The sequence below is a fragment of the Rathayibacter sp. AY1E8 genome (genome assembly GCF_002931415.1).
GTDB lineage: Bacteria > Actinomycetota > Actinomycetes > Actinomycetales > Microbacteriaceae > Rathayibacter.
Window position 1 is genome coordinate 38814 of the sequence record NZ_PSVI01000015.1, and the last position, 19172, is coordinate 57985.

A 19172-nucleotide genomic window follows, 5' to 3' on the forward strand; every position below is an offset into this window, starting at 1 on the left:
TCCGGGTGGTGCGCCCCTTCCTGCGCACCCGCGCCTCCCGTGACGCGCTAGAGCGTCTGCGGCCGCGGACGGTCCGTGCCCACCCCGCGGACGCTCCTGCTGGAGGCCGCGAGGAGCGAGGCGACGAGGACGACCGCGGCGCAGCCGAGCAGGGTGCGGTCGAGCCCGACGAGGTCGGCGAGCGGGCCCACGAGCGCCTCCCCGAGCGGCACGGCGAGGAAGGAGCCGACCATGTCGTAGGAGTAGACCCGGGCGAGCGCCTCGCGGGGGACGTGGGTCTGCAGCGACTGGTCCCAGGCGATGGCGAAGATCTCGAGCGCGACTCCGCCGAGGGCGAAGGCGAGGAGGAGGGCGGGGAGCGCCGGGAGGATCCCGAGGGCGGCGACCGGGACGGCCGTCACCGACATGAGGGCGACGCCCGCCCCCAGCGCACGGCGGGGCCGCCAGCGCAGCGCGATCACGGCCCCGATCACCAGGCCGACGGTCTGCGCGGCGATCACGAGTCCCCATGCCGCTCGGCCGAAGGACCGGTCGGCGACGACCGGGCCGAGGACCGTGGTCGCGCCGACGAACGCGGCGTTGACGGCGGTGAACTGCGCCACGACGATCCACACCCAGCGCCGGCTCGTGAACTCCCGCCACCCCTCGCGGAGGTCGGCGAGGACGGAGGCGCCCGGGCCCGAGCGGACCGTCCGCGGCAGCCGCACACGGGAGTAGAGGACCGCGGCCAGGGCGAAGCCCGCGGCGTCGACCGCCAGCCCCCACCCGGGACCCACCAGTGCGACGAGCGCGGCCCCGGCCGAGGCGCCGACGATGCTCCCGGCGTTCAGGCCCAGGCGGAGCAGGGCGTTCGCCGGGCGGAGCTCGCCGACCGGCACCGTCTCGGGGACGAGGGCGGCCGCGGCGGGCAGGCTCATCGCCGCGACGGCGCCGTTGAGCACGCTGAGCACGACCAGGGCCGCGACGGTCGCCGTCCCCGTGATCACCGTCACGGCGACCGCGGCCTGAGTGGCCGCCGCCGCGAGCGAGGTGCCGACGAGGATCACGGAGCGGGGGAGCCGGTCGGCGAGGACACCGCCGAGCAGCAGGACGGCGACGTTGGCGAGGGAGCGCGCGGCGGCGACGAGTCCGAGGTCCGTCGGCGAGCCCGTCAGGTCGAGCACGGCGAAGGCCAGGGCGATCGGAGCGACGGCGTTGCCGAGGACTCCGGTCGTGCGGGCGGCGAGGAGCCAGCGGAAGGGGCCGTGCGCGAGAGGACCGTGCGCGAGCGGCCCGCGCCCGTCGCGGGTCACGGCCGGCGGAGCGGGAACATCGCGGTCGTCATCGACACCGGCGCGGTCCCGGGCGTCCTCGGCGGCCGGGCGGCCGCGTGCAGCAGCGCGGACGCCTCCCCGACGTGCCGCACCACCCGCCGCCAGACCTCGGGGTCGACCCAGAGCTCCGCGTCCGTCGAGAGCTGAGGACCGTCCGCCCGGCTCGACGAGCGCCGCCGGAGCTCCTCGATCAGGGCCTCGAGGTGCAGGTCCCGCTCCTCCTCCGGCCCGGCGTCCACGGACACCGTCACGTCGAAGGGCCTTCCGGAGGCCTCGTGCCGGTACCTCTTCGCCTCGCCGCCCCGCAGGCGCACGGTCTCGACGACGGCCACGAGCCCGGCGCGCTCCAGCACGCGGAAGTGGTAGCTCGCCGTCGCCTGCGACAGCTGCAGCTCGCGGGCGGCCTCCGCGGCGCTCATCGCCGCTCCCGTCACCAGGGACAGCAGGCGGAGGCGGATCGGATGCGCGGTGGCGCGCAGCTCGTCGAGAGAGGACATGCGGCCATGGTCACCGACGGCTCCCGCACCGTCAAACAGGGCTTTGGGGGTGGGGCGGCGCTCACCGGGCCGCTCCGGTGCACATCGGGCGGCGCTCGCCGGGCCGCTCCGGTGCACATCGGGCGGCGCTCGCCGGGCCGCTCCGGTGCACATCGGGCGGCGCTCGCCGGGCCGCTCTGACGAGCGATCCGGAGGGCCCACCGCTCTCCCCAGCGATCAGGGAGCGGAGCCCGGAGTCGTCCTCCGGGCCCCGTCGCTCAGACCTGGGCGGTGCCGCTGTCCTCGACCGGGCCGGTCGCGTCCGACTCCTCGGTGATCTCGGTGTCGGTCTCGTCGGCGCGGTCGCGGAGCGCGTCGGCCATCGCGCCGGCGCCCTCGGCTCCGTGGTCGTGCTCGACCTGGTCGATCAGGCCGCCGAGCTTCTCGTCGTTGCTGGCGTCCTCGGCTCCGTCCATCACGGGGCTGTTCTGCTCGTTGTCGCTCATGGCGCTCCTCCTGGGTCGACCGGCCTCTGCGCCGGTGGTCCGACGCTACGCGCGCGGCCCGTGCGGTGCAGGTGATCGACGGGAATCGGCCAGTCCGGTATCGAGCGCTCGATGGGCGTTCCCGGTCATCCCCGAATCGAGCGGATATCGCTCTCCACCCTCCGGAGAAGTGAGCGGATATCGCCTGTCGAATGAGCCCCTATCGCTTTCCGGTGAGGTGAACAGTTCTCTCAGAGAAGTGCCCCTCGGAGACCCTCCCTGCTATGATCGGGCGACTTCTGCACCAGGGACCGGGGGGTCGTTCTCGGCGGACGATCGATCATCCACACGCCTGTTATCTCGATCATCACCAGTGAAGGCGCGTATGGCTTCGTATCTCTTCGTCTGCTCCGGCGGCGGGCATCTCAAGGAGATGTTCGCCCTCTCGGGGCTCCTCGGAGTCGACCCGGAGGAGCAGCACTGGGCGACCGTCGACAGCGCCCTCAGCCGTACCCTCCTCGCCGACCGGCGCGTGACCCACCTCGCCGATCCGCCGCCCCGCGCCGTGGTGCCGGTGCTCCGCAACGCGATGATCGGCCGCTCCCTGCTGGCCCGCGGGTCCTTCGACGCCGTCTTCAGCACCGGCGCCAGCCCCGCCCTCTCCTTCCTGCCGCTCGCGGCCTCGCGCGGCATCCCCGCGCACTACATCGAGAGCGCCGCCCGCGTGCTCGGCCCGTCGATGACCGGTCGGATCCTCGCCCGGGTCCCCGCCGTCTCGACCTACACCCAGTACCGCTCCTGGGCCGACGACCGCTGGAGCTTCGGCGGCTCGATCTTCGACACCTACCGCGTCGAGGACGTCGTCCCGCAGCCGATCCGCCGCGCCGTGGTCTCGGTCGGCACGCAGGACGGCTACCCGTTCCCCCGCTTCTTCGCCGCGCTCGCGCCGCTGCTCGAGGGCGTGGAGGTGCTCTGGCAGACCGGAGCGAACGACGTCTCCGGGCTCGGGATCGACGGCCGCCACTCCGTGCCGCACGACGAGCTCAACGCCGCGATGAAGGCGGCCGACGTCGTCATCGCGCACGGGGGAGTGGGCACCGCGCTCAGCGCCATCGAGCAGGGCCGGGTGCCGATCCTGGTCCCGCGCCGCGCCTCGTTCGGCGAGCACGTCGACGACCACCAGGTGCAGATCGCCACGCGCCTGGCCGACTCCGGCCTCGCGGTCACCGTCGACATCGAGGGCCTCTCCCGCGAGACGCTCGAACTCGCCGCGGCGAGGCGGGTCGTCTCCGCCGATTCCGCCGTGCCCTTCGTGGTGCACGAGACGGCCGAGAAGTCCTCGAGCCTCTCCCGCCGACTCTTCCCCTCCTCCCGCTGATCCCCGCCCGAGCGACCAGACGTGATGAGAACGACATCCACGCGTCATCCGCGGCCCGTACACTCTCGAATGGGTTGGGGGGCCGGACGTCACTTCATGTGCGTCGAATTCGGAATGGTCGGCCGACTCGACACTGATGGCGAAAGCTCCGAAGGATTCTCGATATGACTGACACCCCGCGCGGCCTCTCGCGCCGCCTCCTGCTCGCCGCCTCCGCTGTCGGAGCCGCCGCGACCGCCTCCGCTCTCGTAGCGACCCCGGCGCTCGCCGCGCCGAACTACAGCGTGATCCCGAGGCTCCCGGGCGAGGTCTCGCGCCTCGACACCAAGTTCTCGAGGAACGGCAAAAAGCCGTACGAGGTCATCGACGTGAAGATCGGCAACGACCTCACTCAGCTCTTCGTCCCGCACTCGGCGAAGCCGGGATCCGGCTCCCCGGTTCCGGTGGCGTGGTTCTACCACGCCAGTGGCAGCGCCTACACGGCGCTCTACAATGCGTACAACTACTCGGCCGACCCGCTCGTCGATCTGGGCTTCGTCAGCATCTGCCCGAACTTCGGCGGCCCGAGCAACTACACCAACCCCACGGCGCTCGCCGTGCAGACGGCCGCCACGGCCTGGGTGCAGAGTCTTTGGAACGTCCGCGGGAGCTTCCTCCGCTCGAACTCCGGCGGCGGAGCGATGATGTGCTGGGCCTACGCGAAGAAGATGGTGCCGAACATCTACGGGGCGTACCACGCCAGCAGCGTCTTCGACGTCGAGGACCTCGCGGCGCGCGACGACAGCCAGCCGAACCGCGTCCTCGCGGTGTACGGCGGAGACCGGGCGCTGATGCGCGCGACCAACCCCGCCCGGCTGCCGCAGTCCGCCTGGCAGGGCATGCGTCTGCGCGTCAGCGCCGGCACGGCCGACCAGCTCGCTCCTGCCGAGCTGCACGGCGGACGCCTCCGCCGCCTCGCGCTCCCCGTCGCCAAGGAGGCGACGATCGCGTATCACAGCAGCGACGGCTCCAAGGGTGGCCACACCGTCCCGCCCTTCACCAACAAGGACTCGGTCGAGACCTTCCGCCGCTGGCTCCAGGAGGGCCCCGCCTGATCCGCGGCAGGACCGACGCGACCCCTCCTCCCCGGGGGTCGGCGCCAGGGTCGAGCAGTGGAGGAGGAGGGCACGGCATCGCAGGCGTCCCAGCCGCCGAGAGGCGGCTCGCGAGGGCATCGCGATCCTCATCGAGGCCGACGGGACCACTCCCGTGAGCGCCGCACCGCCCGCCCCCTCCTCCACCACTCCGCTCCGACGCCAGAAGGACTCCCTGACGTGATCGACATCCTCCCGCGACGACTCCTCGTCGGCGCGCTCTTCTCGGTCGCCCTGGTGATCGTCCTCGGGATGGGGTACATCTTCTCGACCCGGGAGCCGGCCACCGGCCTCCTGGTGATCGCCGCCGGAGTCGGCGGCATCGTCGGCGCCTACGTGCTGCTGCGGGTCCCCGCGCACTGGCTGCCGGCGATGGCGCTCGCGTTCTTCGCGCTCGTCCCGACGCCGCTCACCCCCTCGACCCTGACGTTCCGCATGACGCTCTGGGCCGTCATCCTCGTGATCTGGGCGATCCGGCGCGGGCTCGCTCCCGAGCTGTGGCGCGCCCCCGTCAAGGCGTGGACCCGCGAGCTCGTGCTCTCCCCGTGGCGGGCCGTGGTGATCCTCGCGTTCATCGCCCTCATGCTCTGGTCGGCCGTCGCGACGGTGCGCAGCTCCTTCGCGAGCGAGGGCGTCTCATGGCTGTTCAGCTTCGCGATCTGCGTGGGCGTGCCGATGCTCGTCTTCGACGCCCAGCGCGAGGCCGTGCTGCTGCGCAAGACGTGGGTGATCCTCTCCGGGCTGCTCGCCCTCTACGCCGCCCTCGAGCTGGTCGCGCAGAGCTCCCCGATCCTCGGTGCCGTCTACGGCGCCCTCGGCTACGAGCAGGACCAGCACTGGTCGCTCTACCGCGCCGAGATCACCTTCGGCCACCCGCTGCTCGCCGGCACCTTCCTCACGGTGGGCGCCGGTCTCGCGTTCGGCTCCTGGCTCCAGGGCTCCCGCAAGTCGGACCTGCTGCTGGGCATCCTGGCCTCGGGCGGCGTCGTCGCGACCGTCTCGCGCGGACCGATGGCGGCCATCGCCGTCGCGGTCGTCGTCGCGCTCGTCGCCGTGGGCTTCCTCAACCCGAACCGCTCGCTGCTCCGGCCCGGCTCGATCCTGATCGCCGGGCTCGTCGCGGGTGTCGGAGTCCTGAACTTCGAGCCCGTCACCGCCCGCAACAACAACCTCGACGCCTCCATCTCGGCCGGCGCCCGCGACCTCGCGGTGACCGTGTCGCTGAAGGCGGCCGAGCTCACGCACTGGCTCGGCTCCGGAGCGGCGACGTCCGGCATCAGCGGCAGGCGGTTCTCGGACGTCGTCATCGAGAACTCGTTCCTGCAGCTGCTGATCAGCGTCGGCATCCCCGGCCTGCTGCTCTTCGTGATCATGGTGGCCGCGATGTTCGGCGCCACGCTCAGCCGTCGCGACGTCGGTCCTGCGGCGGGCCTGCTCGGCTTCATGGTCTGCCTCGCCGGCTACAACGCCATCGACGCGGTCCGCCCCAGCCACCTGCTCCTGGGATTCCTCGTCATCATCTGCCTCAACCCGGTGCACGTCCCCGACTTCTCGAAGGGCATCCGGATGCGCCAGCCCCTCGGGGCGAGGATCTTCGACGCGCCGATGGCCGTCGGGATGCGGGGCGACCGGTGAGCCGCCGCTCCCGCAGGAACGACTCGTCGCCGGCCGCGCTCGTCGTCCAGCAGTCGCTCGCGCCGCCGGACTCGACGACGCAGTACGTCGACTCGATCGTCGACGGCCTGGCGCCCGGCGTCGAGCTGCTGTTCTTCTCCTGGCGCAGCGCCCTGCTCGCCGACTACGACGTGCTGCACGTGCACTGGCCCGAGCTGATGATCCGCGGCCGCAGCCCGCTGCACCGCTTCCTCCGCCGCCGCGCCCTCGACGTGCTGCTGGTGCGCCTGGCGCTCCAGCGCATCCCGCTCGTGCGGACGGTGCACAACCTGCACCCGCACGAGCTCGGTCCCGCCGCCGAGCGCCGCTCGCTGGCCCGGGTCGACCGCGCGACCGACCTGTTCGTCCGCCTGAACCCGACGACCGTCGCTCCCGGCCGGGCGCCCGCCGTCACCGTGCTGCACGGCCACTACCGCGACCAGTTCGCGCAGCACCCGCTGCCCGAGCGCGAGCACGGCCGCGTCCTCTACTTCGGCATCATCCGCCCGTACAAGGGCGTCGTCGAGCTGATGGACGTGTTCCGCGGCGTGGAGGACGACTCCCTCTCCCTGCACGTGGTCGGCAGCCCCAGCGCGGGCCAGCGCGAGCTGGTCGAGGAGCGGGCCGCCCGCGACACCCGGGTGCGCACCACGCTCCGCCGGGTCGACGACGCCGAGATGGTCGACGAGATCGGCCGGGCCGAGCTGATCGTCCTTCCCTACCGCGAGATGCACAACTCCGGCTCGATCCTGGTCGCCCTGTCGCTCGGCCGGCCGATCCTGGTGCCTCGCACGCCCACCAACACGGCCCTGGCCGAGGAGGTCGGCAGCGACTGGGTGATCGAGTACGACGGCGAGCTCACCCCCGAGCTGATCACCGCCGCTCTCGAGCGCACGCGCACCCGGCCGCCGGAGGGGCTCCCCGCCCTCTCCGGACGGGACTGGGACGTGCTCGGACTCCAGCTCAAGAAGGCCTACGAGGGCGCGATCGCCACCAAGAAGGGCTCGACCCGATGACCGGGACCACGCAGAAGCCGTCACCGAGCCTCAGCCGCTCGGCGAGCCGCGGCGCCGCCGTCACCATCGGCGGGCAGGCGATCCGCATCGCCGTCCAGCTGGGCGGCATCGTCATCCTCGCGCGCCTGCTCTCGCCGGCCGACTACGGCCTGCTCGCGATGGTCACGGCGATCATCGGCATCGGCGAGATCTTCCGCGACTTCGGCCTCTCCTCCGCCGCCATCCAGGCGAAGGAGATCACGCCGGGCCAGAAGAGCAACCTGTTCTGGATGAACTCGGGCATCGGCCTCACCCTCACCCTGGTGGTCATCGCGGCCTCCTGGCCGATCGCCGCCCTCTACGGCGACGACCGGCTCCAGCTGCTGACCGTCGTGCTCTCCTCGACGTTCCTCCTCAACGGGATCTCGACGCAGTTCCGCGCCGACCTCGCCCGTCACCTCCGCTTCGTGAAGATCACCCTGGTCGACATCGTCGCCCAGGTGCTGGGCCTCGTGGTCGGCGTGCTGATGGCGCTCGGCGGCGCCGGCTACTGGGCGCTGGCCGGGAGCCAGATCGTGCAGCCGCTCATCAGCGTGCTGATGCTGGTCTTCATCACGGGCTGGCGTCCCGGCCGCTACCGCCGCGGCGAGGCGATGGGCCACTTCCTCCGCTACGGAGGCGGGGTCTTCGCGACCCAGGCGCTGACCTACGTGAGCAAGAACGTCGACTCCGTCATCATCGGCGCGCGCTTCGGCCCGGTCGACCTCGGCCTCTACAACCGCGCGTTCCAGCTGATGATGCTGCCGCTGCAGCAGTTGAACTCTCCGGTGCAGCGCGTGGCACTGCCCGTGCTGTCCAAGCTGCAGGACGAGCGCGAGCGGTTCCGCACGTTCATCCTCTTCGGCCAGTCGGCGATGCTGACGGCGATGGGCCTCGTGCTCGCCGTCCTCGGCTCCCAGTCCGACTCGGTCATCCGGATCCTGGTGGGGGAGCGCTGGCTCGCCTCGGTCCCGATCTTCCAGATCCTGCTCGTGGCCGGGTTCTTCCAGGCCACGGCGTACTGCTCCAACTGGGTGTTCCTCGCCAAGGGTCTCGTGCGCCAGAGCGTCTGGTACAGCCTGGCGACCCGCCCGCTGATGGTCGTCCTGATCCTGCTCGGCTCCAACTGGGGAGTGACGGGCGTCGCGGTCGCGTACGCCGGCTCGCTCGCCCTCACCTGGCCGACCGCGCTGATCTGGATCGGCCGCACCTCCGATGCCCCCGTCCGCGAGATGTTCACCAACGGCCTCCGCAGCGGCATCACGTTCGGATCGATCACGGTGGGCGCCTACTTCTCCACCGTCTGGATCGCCGCCGACCAGCCCGTCCTCCGCCTCCTCCTGGGCGGCGCCGCCGTCCTGGTCGGGGTCGGGCTCTGGATGCTGATCCTCCCCGCGTTCCGCCGCCAGATCCTCAGCCTCGCCGACCTGCGCCGCCACTTCCGCCGCAGCCGCCCGGCCGCCGCTCCCGCCCCGGCCACGGTCGACGCCATCAGCCCCAACGGCGACAGCGCGCTGGTCGACGGAGCCGTCACGGCCGGCATCCCCGACTCCGAGCGGCCTCCCGCCGCCGTTCCCCCCACCGAAAGAGATCGATGAAACTCAAGCTCGGCGTCGTCAAGTCCTGGAAGAAGGACTTCGTCACGACGACCCGCCTGCCCGCCCGACGCGACGCGGCGGTGCTCCGCGCCGCCCTCGCGGACCTCCGACCCGAGCCCGAGTCGCACCTCGTGATCGCCGCTCCCGGCAGCGGCAACATCGGCGACCAGGCGATGCTGGAGGCGTTCCTCGAGAACACCACCGGTCCTGTCGTGGTCGTCCAGCGCTACGCCGGCGACGTCGTGATCCCCGAGGAGCAGGCCGACCGGGTCGAGGTCGTCGAGCTCCCGCACCTGGTCTACGGAGTGGGCGACGCGCACGCCGCCGACCTCCGCGCCTACGCCGCGCTGATCCGCCGCGCCCGCTCGGTCTCGGTCGTCGGCGCCGACATGATGGACGGCAAGTACAGCCTCCGCGGCTCGGTCCGCCGCTCCCTGCTCGCGCAGGCGGCCGCCGAGGCAGGGGTGCCCACGCGCATCCTCGGCTTCTCCTGGAACGCGGCGGCCCGCCTCGCCGCCCGCCGCTCCCTGATCGCCGCCTCCCGCGCCGGCGTCGTCCCGATGCTCCGCGATCCGCTCTCGGCGGAGCGCGCCCGGAGCATCGGCGTGCAGCGCGTCGAGGAGGTCACGGACATCGTCTTCTCGGCGCGCACCCGCGACCGCAGCTTCCGCGAGGGGCTGGGGCTGCCCGAGGGCGTCCCCTTCGCGCTCGTGAACGCGAGCGCCCTTGTCGCCGGCATGGTCGACCAGGTGCCGGAGTACGAGCGCATCGTCGACCGCCTCCGCGCCGCCGGCGTGCACGTCGTGCTCCTCCCGCACGTCTCCCGCCCCATCGGCGACGACAAGGTGGCCGTCCGCGCGGTCGCCGAGCGCGTGGGATCCGAGGGCGTCACCGTCGTCGACCGCGTGCTCATGCCCGCCGAGATCCGCGGCCTCGCCGAGGACGCCCTGCTGACCGTCACCGGGCGGATGCACCTCGCGATCATGTCGCTCTCGCTCGGCGTCCCCGCGATCACCCTCGCCACCCAGGGCAAGGTCGAGGGCATCATGCGCCTCATCGGCCTGCCGCAGCTGTGCGTCGAGCCGGTCCCCGGCTTCGCCGACCGCGTCCTCCCGGTGATCGACCGCATCCTCGCGGAGCCGGGCGACGGCGGCGTGCGCGCCACCATCGACTCGGCCATGCCCGAGGTGCGCCGCCTCTCGGCGCTCAACACCCGCGGCCTCGGCGCGGAGGTCGTGCGATGAGCGCGGCGCAGGAGAAGGGACCGCGCATGCGGATCATGTTCGTCGTCACGTCGCTGCACGGCGGCGGGGCCGAGTTCGTCGCCCGCACCTGGATGGGCTGGCTCCTCGAGCAGGGCCACCACGTCGACGTCGTCACCACGTCGGTGAAGGGCACCGACGAGTACCTCCCCGAGGGCGCGGTGCTGCACCGCATCGGCGAGGGCAAGGGCCACGTCGGCAAGGCGCGGATGCTCAAGGAGCTGTTCCGCCGCCGCACCCCCGACGTCGCGGTCGCCCTGCAGGGCTACCCGAACATCGTGCTCCTGGCCTCGGCCGAGATGACCGCGAAAGCGGACCGCCCGAAGACCATCGTGAGCGAGCGCAACCTCGTCTCGCTCGGCATCCCGGGCTTCTCGCGGACCCAGAAGGTGCAGCTCGGGCTCGCCAAGACGCTCTACCGCCGCGCCGACCACGTCATCGCGATCTCGCACCCCGTCGCGGGCGAGCTCGTCGCCGGCTTCGGCGTCTCGGGCGAGCGCTGCACCGTCGTGCCGAACCCGGCGACCGCCAAGGTCGACCGCTCCCGCCAGGTCTCCCGCACCCCCGGCACTGCGGCGGGCCTGCAGATCGTGCTGCCCTGCCGCCTCGTCGTCCAGAAGCGCCCCGAGCTCGCGATCCTCGCGGCCGAGGAGCTGGAGCGCCGCGGCATCCCCGCGAAGGTCGTCTCCTTCGGTGGCGGCCCGCTGCTCGGCAGCATGAAGGCGGAGGCGACCGCGCGCGGCGTGGACTTCCAGGACATGGGCTGGGTCGAGGACTGGTTCCACCACTTCGACGAGAACGCCGTCGTGCTGCTCCCGTCGCTGCGCGAGGGCTTCGGCAACGTGCTGGTCGAGGCGGCCGCCGCCGGCGTCCCCTCGGTCGCCGTGTCCGGGGCGCTCGGAGTGGCGGACGCGATCGTCCCCGGCCTGACCGGCGAGCTCGCGCTCACCCCCTCCGCCTCCGACCTCGCCGACGCGCTGATCCGCGCGAGCGAGCTCGAGATCACCGGCATCGACCGCTGGCTCGACCGCTTCTCGCTGGAGTCCAGCGGCCGCGACCTCGAGACGGTGCTCCGCCGGGTCGTGGGGCAGAAGTGACCCTCGTCTCGGTGGTGGTCCCGGCGCACCAGGAGGAGGCGCACCTCGCCTCCGCCCTGGAGCGCCTGCTGCGGCAGACCCACGCCGAGCTCGAGATCCTCGTGGTCGACGACGCCTCGACCGACGGGACCGAGGCGATCGGCCGCGCGTTCGCCGAGGAGCACGAGCGGATCCGCTACCTCCGCCAGGACGAGAACCAGGGCGTCGCCGCCGCTCGCGAGCGCGCCGTCGGCGAGGCCGCCGGCGAGTGGGTCTGGCTGGTCGACGCCGACGACGAGTGGCCGGAGACCGCGGTCGAGGCCATGCTCTCGGCGGGGGAGGCGGGCCGCGCCGACGTGGTGGTCGCCCAGGCGGTCGCGGTCGACGCCACCGGATCCACGCCCGTCGGCTCCCTGCGCGGCCCGCTCGCGCTCTCGGGCCGGGGCGCCTTCACCGCGCTCCTGGTCGGGGAGCTGACCGGGCACCTCTGGAACAAGCTGTTCCGCCGCGAGCTGTTCGACGGCATCGAGTTCACGCGGATCCGCCAGCACTCGGACCAGGCGCAGGTCGCGCAGCTGCTCGCCGCGGCCGACGAGGTCGTCGTCGTCCCCGACTCCGTCTACGAGTACCGCCTCCGCTCGGGCTCGATCATCCGCTCGGGCGCGAAGCGCGCCGACTCGCTCGCCGGGCTCGCCGCCGTGATCGAGCGGACGGCCCGTGGGCTCGACCCGCGCCTCCTCGACTCGCAGGACTACTCCTACTACCGCGCGCGCTTCTCCCTGCTCTCCCGCTTCAAGGACGCCACCTCGGGCGCGCACAGTCCCGAGGAGGCGGACCGGCTCTGGCGGGCCGCGCACGACGAGGCGGGACTCCGGCACCTGGTCGCGCTCGTGCGCCGGCGCGACCTCAAGCGCTCCGTCCTCTTCGGGCTCGCCGCCGCGGCGCCCGCGCTCTACCGAGCGGCGATGAGCGCCGGGAACGGACGCCGGTGACCGTCGTCTCCCCGGTGCGCGGAGAGGCCGGAGTGCGCTTCCCGGCAATCGAGTCCTCGTCACTATTCCGTCGAATGTGCGGCGCGGACGATACACCCTTAGTCTTGATCCTCGGTCGCATTCTGCGACTGAGCCTGCGTCCTTCTCTGAGCCTTGTTCACCTCGGATGGAATTCACGAGCGGTACGACCGGGCACAAGGGGGAGAGAATGAAGCTGCTGAAGCCTGCGGGCGGGGCCCGACGCGAATGGGTGGATTTCGCCAAGGGTGCCGCCATCCTGATGGTCGTGTACTACCACACGTCGTTGTACCTCGGTGACATCGGGGTCGAGAACACTCTCGGCCGCATCAAGGTCGTGTTCGAGCTGTTCCCGATGCCCCTCTTCTTCCTGGTGTCCGGTCTCTTCGGCTCGCGCATCCGCACCTGGAGCTTCGGCGACCTCTGGCGCCGCAGGCTGTACCCGCTGCTCTGGCTCTACGTGGTCTGGTCCGTGATCCGCATGGCCTTCTACCTGGTCGTGCCGCTCGCGAACGGCGGACTCGGCGAGCTCCCCGCGACCGACCCGCTCAACCTGCTCCTGCTGTTCTTCTGGCCCAGCAGCAGCTACTGGTTCATCTACGGCCTCGTCCTCTTCACGCTCGGCGCGTGGCTCCTGCGCAAGGTCGACCACCGCGTGCAGGTCGCCCTCGCCGCGGTGATGGGGACGATGTTCACCACCGGTCTCCTCAACACGACCAACGTGGGCTGGAACCGCATCGGCGCCCTGTTCGTCTTCTTCCTGGTGGGCACGCTCTACTCGAAGAGGATCATCGACTTCGTCGAGCAGAAGGGGAGCCGCGCGTTCCTCTACGTCACTCCGGTCTTCGTCGTGCTGAGCGCGGTGCTCTTCCTCTTCCCGATCCGCTGGGTGCCGTTCCTCGCCCTCGCCGGCCAGATGGCCGCCGTCGCGATGGGCATCCTCGTGTCGCGGGCCCTCTCCCGAGTGCGATTCCTGAACTTCTTCACGATCTGCGGCGAGCGCAGCCTGCACATCTACCTGCTGCACCTCTACTTCATCGTGATCGCCATCACGATCCTGCGGGTGATCCTCCCCGAGGACCGCTCCGAGATCGGCGGCTTCGAGGTGCCGCTGCTGCTGGTCGTGATGGTGCTCGCGGTCGTCCTCTCGCTCTTCGTGACCCGCTACCTCTCGAAGGTCAAGTGGATCTACGTCCCCCCGGCCGCCCTCGGCGGCCCCGGCAAGCGGCGCAAGCCCGTGCCCGTCCCTGCGCGCGGCCCCGGAGTCGTCTCCGATCCCGTCGCGGTCCCGGCCGATGAGCCCGGCACCTCCCCCAGTTACGAGAAGAAGAGAGCGGAGTCCCACGAGTGAAGACGACACGAGCACGCAGAGCCGGAGTCCTGGCGGCCGTCGTGGCCGTCGCCCTCGGGCTGGCCGGCTGCTCCTCGCAGCCCGAGCCCGTCCGCACGCCCGACGGCTTCACGACGGAGAAGGCGATCGAGTACCGCTCGGTCGACGGCGTCTCGCTGAAGGCCGACGCCTGCCTCCCCACCGCGGGCGGCACCGACCGCCCCGCGCTGCTGATGCTGCACGGCGGAGGGTTCGTCGACGGCGCCCGCGACGAGGGCGGGATGACCGAGCTCTGCGAGTACTACGCCGAGCGCGGCTTCGTCTCGGTCTCCGTCGACTACCGCCTCCTCCAGGACAGCCGGTACCCCGGCCAGATCGAGGACGCGCAGGCCGCCGTGGAGTGGCTGCGCGAGCCCGCGCAGGTCACGCGCTTCGGCCTCGACCCCGCCCGCATCGGCGTGATGGGCAGCTCCGCCGGAGCGATCATCGGAGCGACCATGGGCACGCTCGGCGAGGGCTCCCTCACCGAGGGCTCGCGGGTCAAGACGGTCGTCGCCTTCTCGGCGGTGGCCGACATGACCGAGACCGGGATGTCGCTGGGCACGCCGCTGCCCGAGGCGAAGGAGCAGATCCTCTCCTACCTGGACTGCGACGAGATCGACTCGACGACCTGCCCGCAGAGCATCCCCGCGTCGCCGATCACCTCGGTCGACTCCACGGACGCCCCGCAGATCTGGCTGACCTCCGAGGACGAGCTCGTCCCGGTCGAGCAGGCCGACGCGATGCAGGTCGCCCTGCAGGACGCCGGAGTGGCGTCCGAGGTCGGCGTGGACGGCTCCGGCCACCACGGGCTCCAGAACAACACCCCGAACAACAAGAAGGCGATCCTCGCCTTCCTGCAGGCCCACCTCTGATCCACCGCTCCCGCGCGAAACCTCGCGGCCGGTTCCGCGCAACGCGGACGACACATCACGACGCTACAGTCAGACCCCCTGCACTCCGGTGCAGTCGACGAAAGGGACACCACACACCATGACCTTGAACGGACTGTTCGCCGGCATCGGCCGGAGGTGGGTCTACATCGTCGCCTTCGCTCTGCTCGGCGCCGTGGCGGCCCTGGTACTCAACGCCGTCCTCCTCCCGCAGTACAAGGCGGACGCACGCGTGTACGTCGCGGTCTCCTCGTCCGGAGTCCTCTCGACCGCGGACCGGGTCGCGGCCAACAGCGCCGCCTCCCAGGCCACGGTCACCTCCGTCGCCCTCGGCACCTCGGACACCGTCCTGCAGGGCGTCATCGACGGCCTCGGCATCGACGAGCCCATCGAGGAATTCGCCAAGCGCGTGACCGTCCTCGCCGAGCCGGAGTCCGTGGTCATCACGATCTCGGCCACCGACCCCTCGCCCGAGCAGGCCGCGGTCATCGCCAACGCGGTCGCCGCCCAGCTCGACGCGGCCGTGAAGGGCGCCGATCCGGCGACCACCACGAACGGCGTCGCCGTCCCGCAGATCCAGCTCCAGGTGCTCAGCCAGGCGCTCCCGCCGGAGCTGCCGGTCACCGGTGGCATCCTCGTCCTGCTCGCGCTCGGCATCCTCGGCGGCGCCGTGGTCGGCGTGGGAGTGGCGATCGTGATGACCGCCCTCGACCGCCGCCTCCGCAGCGGCGACGACGTCCGCTCCGCGATCGACCGGCCGCTGCTGGGCATCGTCCCGGTCAAGGCCACCAAGCTCGACGAGATGCTGAACTCGACCGAGATCCCGGCCCGCTACTCGGCCGTGGCGTTCGAGCTCTCCGCCATCGCGCGCACCCGCTCGTACTCCTCCTTCGCGATCGCCCCGGCGTCCGAGAAGACCCCGCACACCGCCAGCGCGGTGCTGCTCGCCAAGGCGCTGGCCGTGCTCGGCTCGTCCGTCGTGATCGTGGACGGCACCGCCGAGGGCTCGGCTCTCGCTTCCGCCTCGGGCGGACGCCCGGGCCTGCGCGAGGTGCTCGCCGGAGCCGCCTCGCTCGACGACGCGATCATCAAGCGCTCGACCGACCGCGTCGACCTGCTCCCCGCGGGCGGCGCCCAGGCCGGCACGCCGATGCCGACCGACGCCCTCCGTGCGCTGGTCGAGGAGCTCGAGAAGGTCTACGACATCGTCCTGATCGTCACCGGCACCCTCGGCGCGACCGAGCAGTCGCCGACCTTCCGCGGCGTGGCCGACGGCGCCGTCCTCGTCCTGATCGAGGGCAAGGTCGACTCGCCCCAGGCCGCCGCCGACGTGCACTGGATCGAGACCGCCGGCACCCCCGTGGTCGGCGCGGTCGTCCTGGCCCGCCACAAGCTGCAGAAGGCCCCCGCGATCGTCTGATCGCGTCCTCGCACGCTGCGGAAGAGCGCACCCCGGCCCCGGCCGCGGTGCGCTCTTCCGCGTTCGGGGACTGGGGGGCTCTCCGCGCGGGCCCGTGCGGGCTCTGCGGACCCCGGCCGGCCTCTCCGGTCCTTCAGCCTCTCCAACGCCCGCCGTGGCCGGACCGGGCCCTTCTCCGTCCCCCGCGAGCCCGCTCACCCCGCGAGTCCGCACGAGTCGCGGTAGTCGCGCGCGAGCACGCCGACTTCCGCGGACTCGAGAGGAGGCGGCGTCCCCGTCCTAGGCCAGCGGGCTCTCCGGGGCGGGCCCGTGCGGGCCCGTGCGGGCTCTCCAGGGCATGGCCGGCCCCTCCGGACCTCCTCCGGCCTCTCCAGCGCCCGCCGTGGCCGGACCAGGTGCCTCACCGGCTCCCGGGAGCCCGCTGACACCGCGAGGCCGCAGAAGTCGCGGTACTCGCGCGCGACTCCGCCCACTTCTGCGTGCTGGAGAGGCGCGGGCGCGTCAGCCGGGCACTGATCGCGTCACCGTCCGACCGGCCCACTCCTGCGGTCCCGGAGACGCCGAGCGCCCGCCCGCGCCCTCGCGAGTCCGCGGTGGTCGCGGTCGTCGCGCGCGACCCCGCCGTCCGCGCCTGGTCGGCGGGAGGCGGGCACACGCGGAACCGCCGCCGTCGAGGGGACGACGGCGGCGGTTCTGCGCGCGGGGAGCGGATCAGGTCACGGCGTGCAGGCCACGTTCCCGATCAGGTCCTTCCCGGAGTTGGAGCAGCTCAGCGTGTTTCCGCTGGTGGACCAGTTGGACGGCTGGTGGAGGTAGACCACCGCGTTGCTGGTCTTCAGCGCGAGGTTGCCGCTGATGGTGTTGTCGTTGCCCGAGCCGTCGGCGCGGGTGATCACCTGGTAGCCGTAGGTGGTGGTGCCCGCGGCGGAGTTGCCCGCGGCCAGCCAGCTGTTGCCCGAGACCAGGATCAGCGAGACGACGTCCGAGGCGAGCCGCGATCCGCCGAGGACCGTGTTCCCGATGATGTCGCCGTCGAGGGTGCCCTCCTTGGCCTCGATCGGCTCGGCGCCGGTGTCGCTGATCGCGTTGTCCACGACCGCGATGCGGGCCGTGCGGTCCGGGTCGCAGTCGTTGTACTCGCACCAGTTGCGGTCGGAGGTGCCGACGTAGACGCCCTCGCCGTACTTGGCGGAGACGAGGCCGGTGCGGCGGATGGTGCTGCCGACGATCAGGGAGTCGGTGGTCTGGCTGCGGAAGTGGACCGCCTCGTAGCCGATCTCGCTCACCGTCAGGCCGGCCATCTGGACGCCCTTGCTGGCGAGCACCTGGATGCCCTGGAAGGAGCTGCGGACCGAGAAGCCCACGAGGTGCACGTCGCTCACCGTGTTCAGGATGAGCGCGGTACCGCTCGAGGTGGATCCGGAGGTGAGGACCGCGTTGGGCGAGCCGCAGATCCAGATCGAGCCGGGCTGGGCGGCGGTGCCGCGGAGGGCGAACTTGCCGGTGTAGACGCCGTCGGCCAGGCGGATGACGTCGCCGGAGGAGGGGTTGGTCAGGGCCGTGACGAGCTGCGCCGAGGTCGACACCGTCTTGGTGGCGGCGGGGCAGTCGAAGGCCGCGAGCAGCGAGGCGCGGGAGGCGAGGATGTCGGCCGAGGTGGTGGCCGACTCCTTCAGCCGCGAGTCGCGGCCGGCGTCGTCGGTCGCCGTGACGGTGTACGTGTAGGCGCGTCCCGCCTCGGCGGTCTCGTCGCGGTACTGGCGCACCGGGTCGGCGACGGTGCCGACGACCGTGTCGCCGGAGCCGTCCTCGTTCGAGCGGTGCACGTCGTACGAGACGACCCGCGAGCTGAAGGGCGCGTCCCAGGCGACGGTGTAGCCGTCGGTCAGGGGGGAGAGCTCCACGGCGTCGGTCGCGAGGCCGTCCTCGGCGAGGACGAACGCGTCGATGATCAGGTTCTTGTCGGTCGACTGGGAGTTCTTCGTCCCCGTGTAGGAGATGGTCACGGTGTGCGTGCCCTCGGCGAGGTCGGTCGTCTCGTAGACCGGCACCTGGTACTGCGCGGTCGAGCTGTAGCGGTCGACCTTGGTGACGGGTCCGCCGTCGACCGAGACCGCGGCGATGCCGGAGGAGGAGGTCTTCCGGCTGATCCAGCGCCACGACGTGCCGACGAAGGTGAACTTCACCGATCCGGCGGAGGTCAGGTACTTCATCCCGCCGCCGCTGTCGCCGCCCGCCATCGATCTCCACGAGCCGGTGTACTGCAGCGCGGGGTCGGTCTCCTGCACGAGGAGGCTGGTCGCTCCGGAGGGATCGAGCACGGGGCCGTCGTCCTCGCCGCCGCCGGTCTCGTCGGTCGGCTCCTCGGTGGCGGGAGTCGCGCGGGTGATGTCGAACGCGTCGATGACCAGGTTCTTGTCGCTCGCGGAGCTGTTGGCCGTGCCGCTCCAGGCGATCTTGACCGTGTGGACGGTGTCGGCGAGGTCCTTCTTCGTGAACACCGGGACCTGGTACGCCGTGGTCTTCGTGTACCGGTCGACCGAGGTGCTCGCGCCGTCGACCGTGACGGTGGCGATGCCGGCGGAGGCGGTGGTGCGGCTGACCCAGCTGAAGCCGGTGCCGCGGAAGCTGAACGAGACGGAGCCGGTGCTGTTGAGGAACTTGATCCCGCCGCCGCTGTCGCCGCCCGTCATCGTGCGCCACGAGCCGCTGTAGGTCAGCGAGGAGTTCGTCTCCTGTATCCGCGTGCTCTGCCCGGCGCCCGGGTCGAGAGTGGCCGCGGAGGCGGCGGGCGCCGTGAGGGGGGCGACCAGGATGCCGAGAGCGGCGATCAGAGCGGTGGTGAGGGAGAGGCGTGCGCGTCGTCGGCGAGGGCGGGTCGGGTCTGGCGTCGTCTGAGGATTCACGATCGGCTCCGGGTCTTCGAGGGGGCGTCGGGGGCGGTTCGATGGGGCTGCTCAAGGGGGTGGTGCTGGTCCTCCCGACGCTATAGACGGGCCTTGCGACTGATGGCTGGATGAGACGGATTCAGGTTGTAGTACCCCATTCGGGCGTGGTGGTCGGGCTTATATC

At 71.9% G+C, this 19172-nt stretch carries 15 protein-coding genes; 11 read left to right on the forward strand and 4 right to left on the reverse strand.

Annotated elements, in window-relative coordinates:
* Nucleotides 1-47: 47 nt before the first annotated feature.
* From C5C74_RS06415 to C5C74_RS06425, 3 genes are all read right to left on the reverse strand, one after another.
* Nucleotides 48-1292, reverse strand: a complete 1245-nt coding sequence (locus C5C74_RS06415) for an MFS transporter (protein ID WP_104351181.1) — start codon at nucleotides 1290-1292, stop codon at nucleotides 48-50.
* On the reverse strand, nucleotides 1289-1810 hold the full coding sequence (locus C5C74_RS06420) for a helix-turn-helix domain-containing protein (protein WP_104351182.1): 522 nt from the start codon (nucleotides 1808-1810) through the stop codon (nucleotides 1289-1291). The genes C5C74_RS06415 and C5C74_RS06420 overlap by 4 nt, the downstream gene beginning before the upstream one ends.
* A gap of 257 nt (nucleotides 1811-2067) precedes the next feature.
* Complete coding sequence (locus C5C74_RS06425) at nucleotides 2068-2295, reverse strand: hypothetical protein (protein WP_104296016.1); 228 nt, start codon at nucleotides 2293-2295, stop codon at nucleotides 2068-2070.
* A 364-nt stretch (nucleotides 2296-2659) separates the two neighbouring features.
* Here C5C74_RS06425 and C5C74_RS06430 point away from each other — a divergent pair, with 364 nt between their 5' ends.
* The 11 genes from C5C74_RS06430 (at nucleotide 2660) to C5C74_RS06480 (ending at nucleotide 16100) form a co-directional block, all read left to right on the forward strand.
* Nucleotides 2660-3652, forward strand: a complete 993-nt coding sequence (locus C5C74_RS06430; RefSeq protein ID WP_104324895.1) for a glycosyltransferase — start codon at nucleotides 2660-2662, stop codon at nucleotides 3650-3652.
* Nucleotides 3653-3816: 164 nt separating this feature from the next.
* The gene (locus C5C74_RS06435; protein ID WP_104351184.1) at nucleotides 3817-4746 is read left to right on the forward strand and encodes a S9 family peptidase; all 930 of its coding nucleotides are present in this window, start codon (nucleotides 3817-3819) and stop codon (nucleotides 4744-4746) included.
* Between the two features lie 219 nt (nucleotides 4747-4965).
* Nucleotides 4966-6420 (forward strand): O-antigen ligase, encoded by a 1455-nt coding sequence (locus C5C74_RS06440; protein ID WP_104351185.1) that lies wholly within the window; start codon nucleotides 4966-4968, stop codon nucleotides 6418-6420.
* A complete protein-coding gene (locus C5C74_RS06445; RefSeq protein WP_104351186.1) occupies nucleotides 6417-7454 on the forward strand; it encodes a glycosyltransferase in 1038 nt (345 codons plus the stop codon). The genes C5C74_RS06440 and C5C74_RS06445 overlap by 4 nt, the downstream gene beginning before the upstream one ends.
* A complete protein-coding gene (locus tag C5C74_RS06450) occupies nucleotides 7451-9070 on the forward strand; it encodes a lipopolysaccharide biosynthesis protein (RefSeq protein WP_104351187.1) in 1620 nt (539 codons plus the stop codon). The genes C5C74_RS06445 and C5C74_RS06450 overlap by 4 nt, the downstream gene beginning before the upstream one ends.
* Nucleotides 9067-10314 carry a polysaccharide pyruvyl transferase family protein gene (locus tag C5C74_RS06455; RefSeq protein ID WP_104351188.1) on the forward strand — a complete coding sequence of 416 codons (1248 nt, stop codon included), beginning with the start codon at nucleotides 9067-9069 and terminating at the stop codon, nucleotides 10312-10314. The genes C5C74_RS06450 and C5C74_RS06455 overlap by 4 nt, the downstream gene beginning before the upstream one ends.
* Nucleotides 10311-11429, forward strand: coding sequence for a glycosyltransferase (locus C5C74_RS06460; RefSeq protein WP_104222481.1), 1119 nt, complete (start codon nucleotides 10311-10313; stop codon nucleotides 11427-11429). The genes C5C74_RS06455 and C5C74_RS06460 overlap by 4 nt, the downstream gene beginning before the upstream one ends.
* Nucleotides 11426-12400 (forward strand): glycosyltransferase family 2 protein, encoded by a 975-nt coding sequence (locus tag C5C74_RS06465; protein WP_146083015.1) that lies wholly within the window; start codon nucleotides 11426-11428, stop codon nucleotides 12398-12400. Before C5C74_RS06460 ends, C5C74_RS06465 begins: the two co-directional genes overlap by 4 nt.
* Before the next feature lie 208 nt (nucleotides 12401-12608).
* Nucleotides 12609-13769: an acyltransferase family protein gene (locus tag C5C74_RS06470; RefSeq protein ID WP_181027202.1), complete on the forward strand. Its 1161-nt coding sequence runs from the start codon at nucleotides 12609-12611 to the stop codon at nucleotides 13767-13769.
* Entirely contained in the window at nucleotides 13766-14662 is an 897-nt protein-coding gene (locus tag C5C74_RS06475; RefSeq protein ID WP_146076557.1) for an alpha/beta hydrolase, read from the forward strand. The genes C5C74_RS06470 and C5C74_RS06475 overlap by 4 nt, the downstream gene beginning before the upstream one ends.
* Nucleotides 14663-14780: 118 nt before the next feature.
* Nucleotides 14781-16100 (forward strand): Wzz/FepE/Etk N-terminal domain-containing protein, encoded by a 1320-nt coding sequence (locus tag C5C74_RS06480; protein WP_104233544.1) that lies wholly within the window; start codon nucleotides 14781-14783, stop codon nucleotides 16098-16100.
* A 716-nt stretch (nucleotides 16101-16816) separates the two neighbouring features.
* Here C5C74_RS06480 and C5C74_RS06485 read toward each other — a convergent pair.
* Nucleotides 16817-19006 carry a hypothetical protein gene (locus C5C74_RS06485; RefSeq protein ID WP_104347132.1) on the reverse strand — a complete coding sequence of 730 codons (2190 nt, stop codon included), beginning with the start codon at nucleotides 19004-19006 and terminating at the stop codon, nucleotides 16817-16819.
* Nucleotides 19007-19172: the final 166 nt, after the last annotated feature.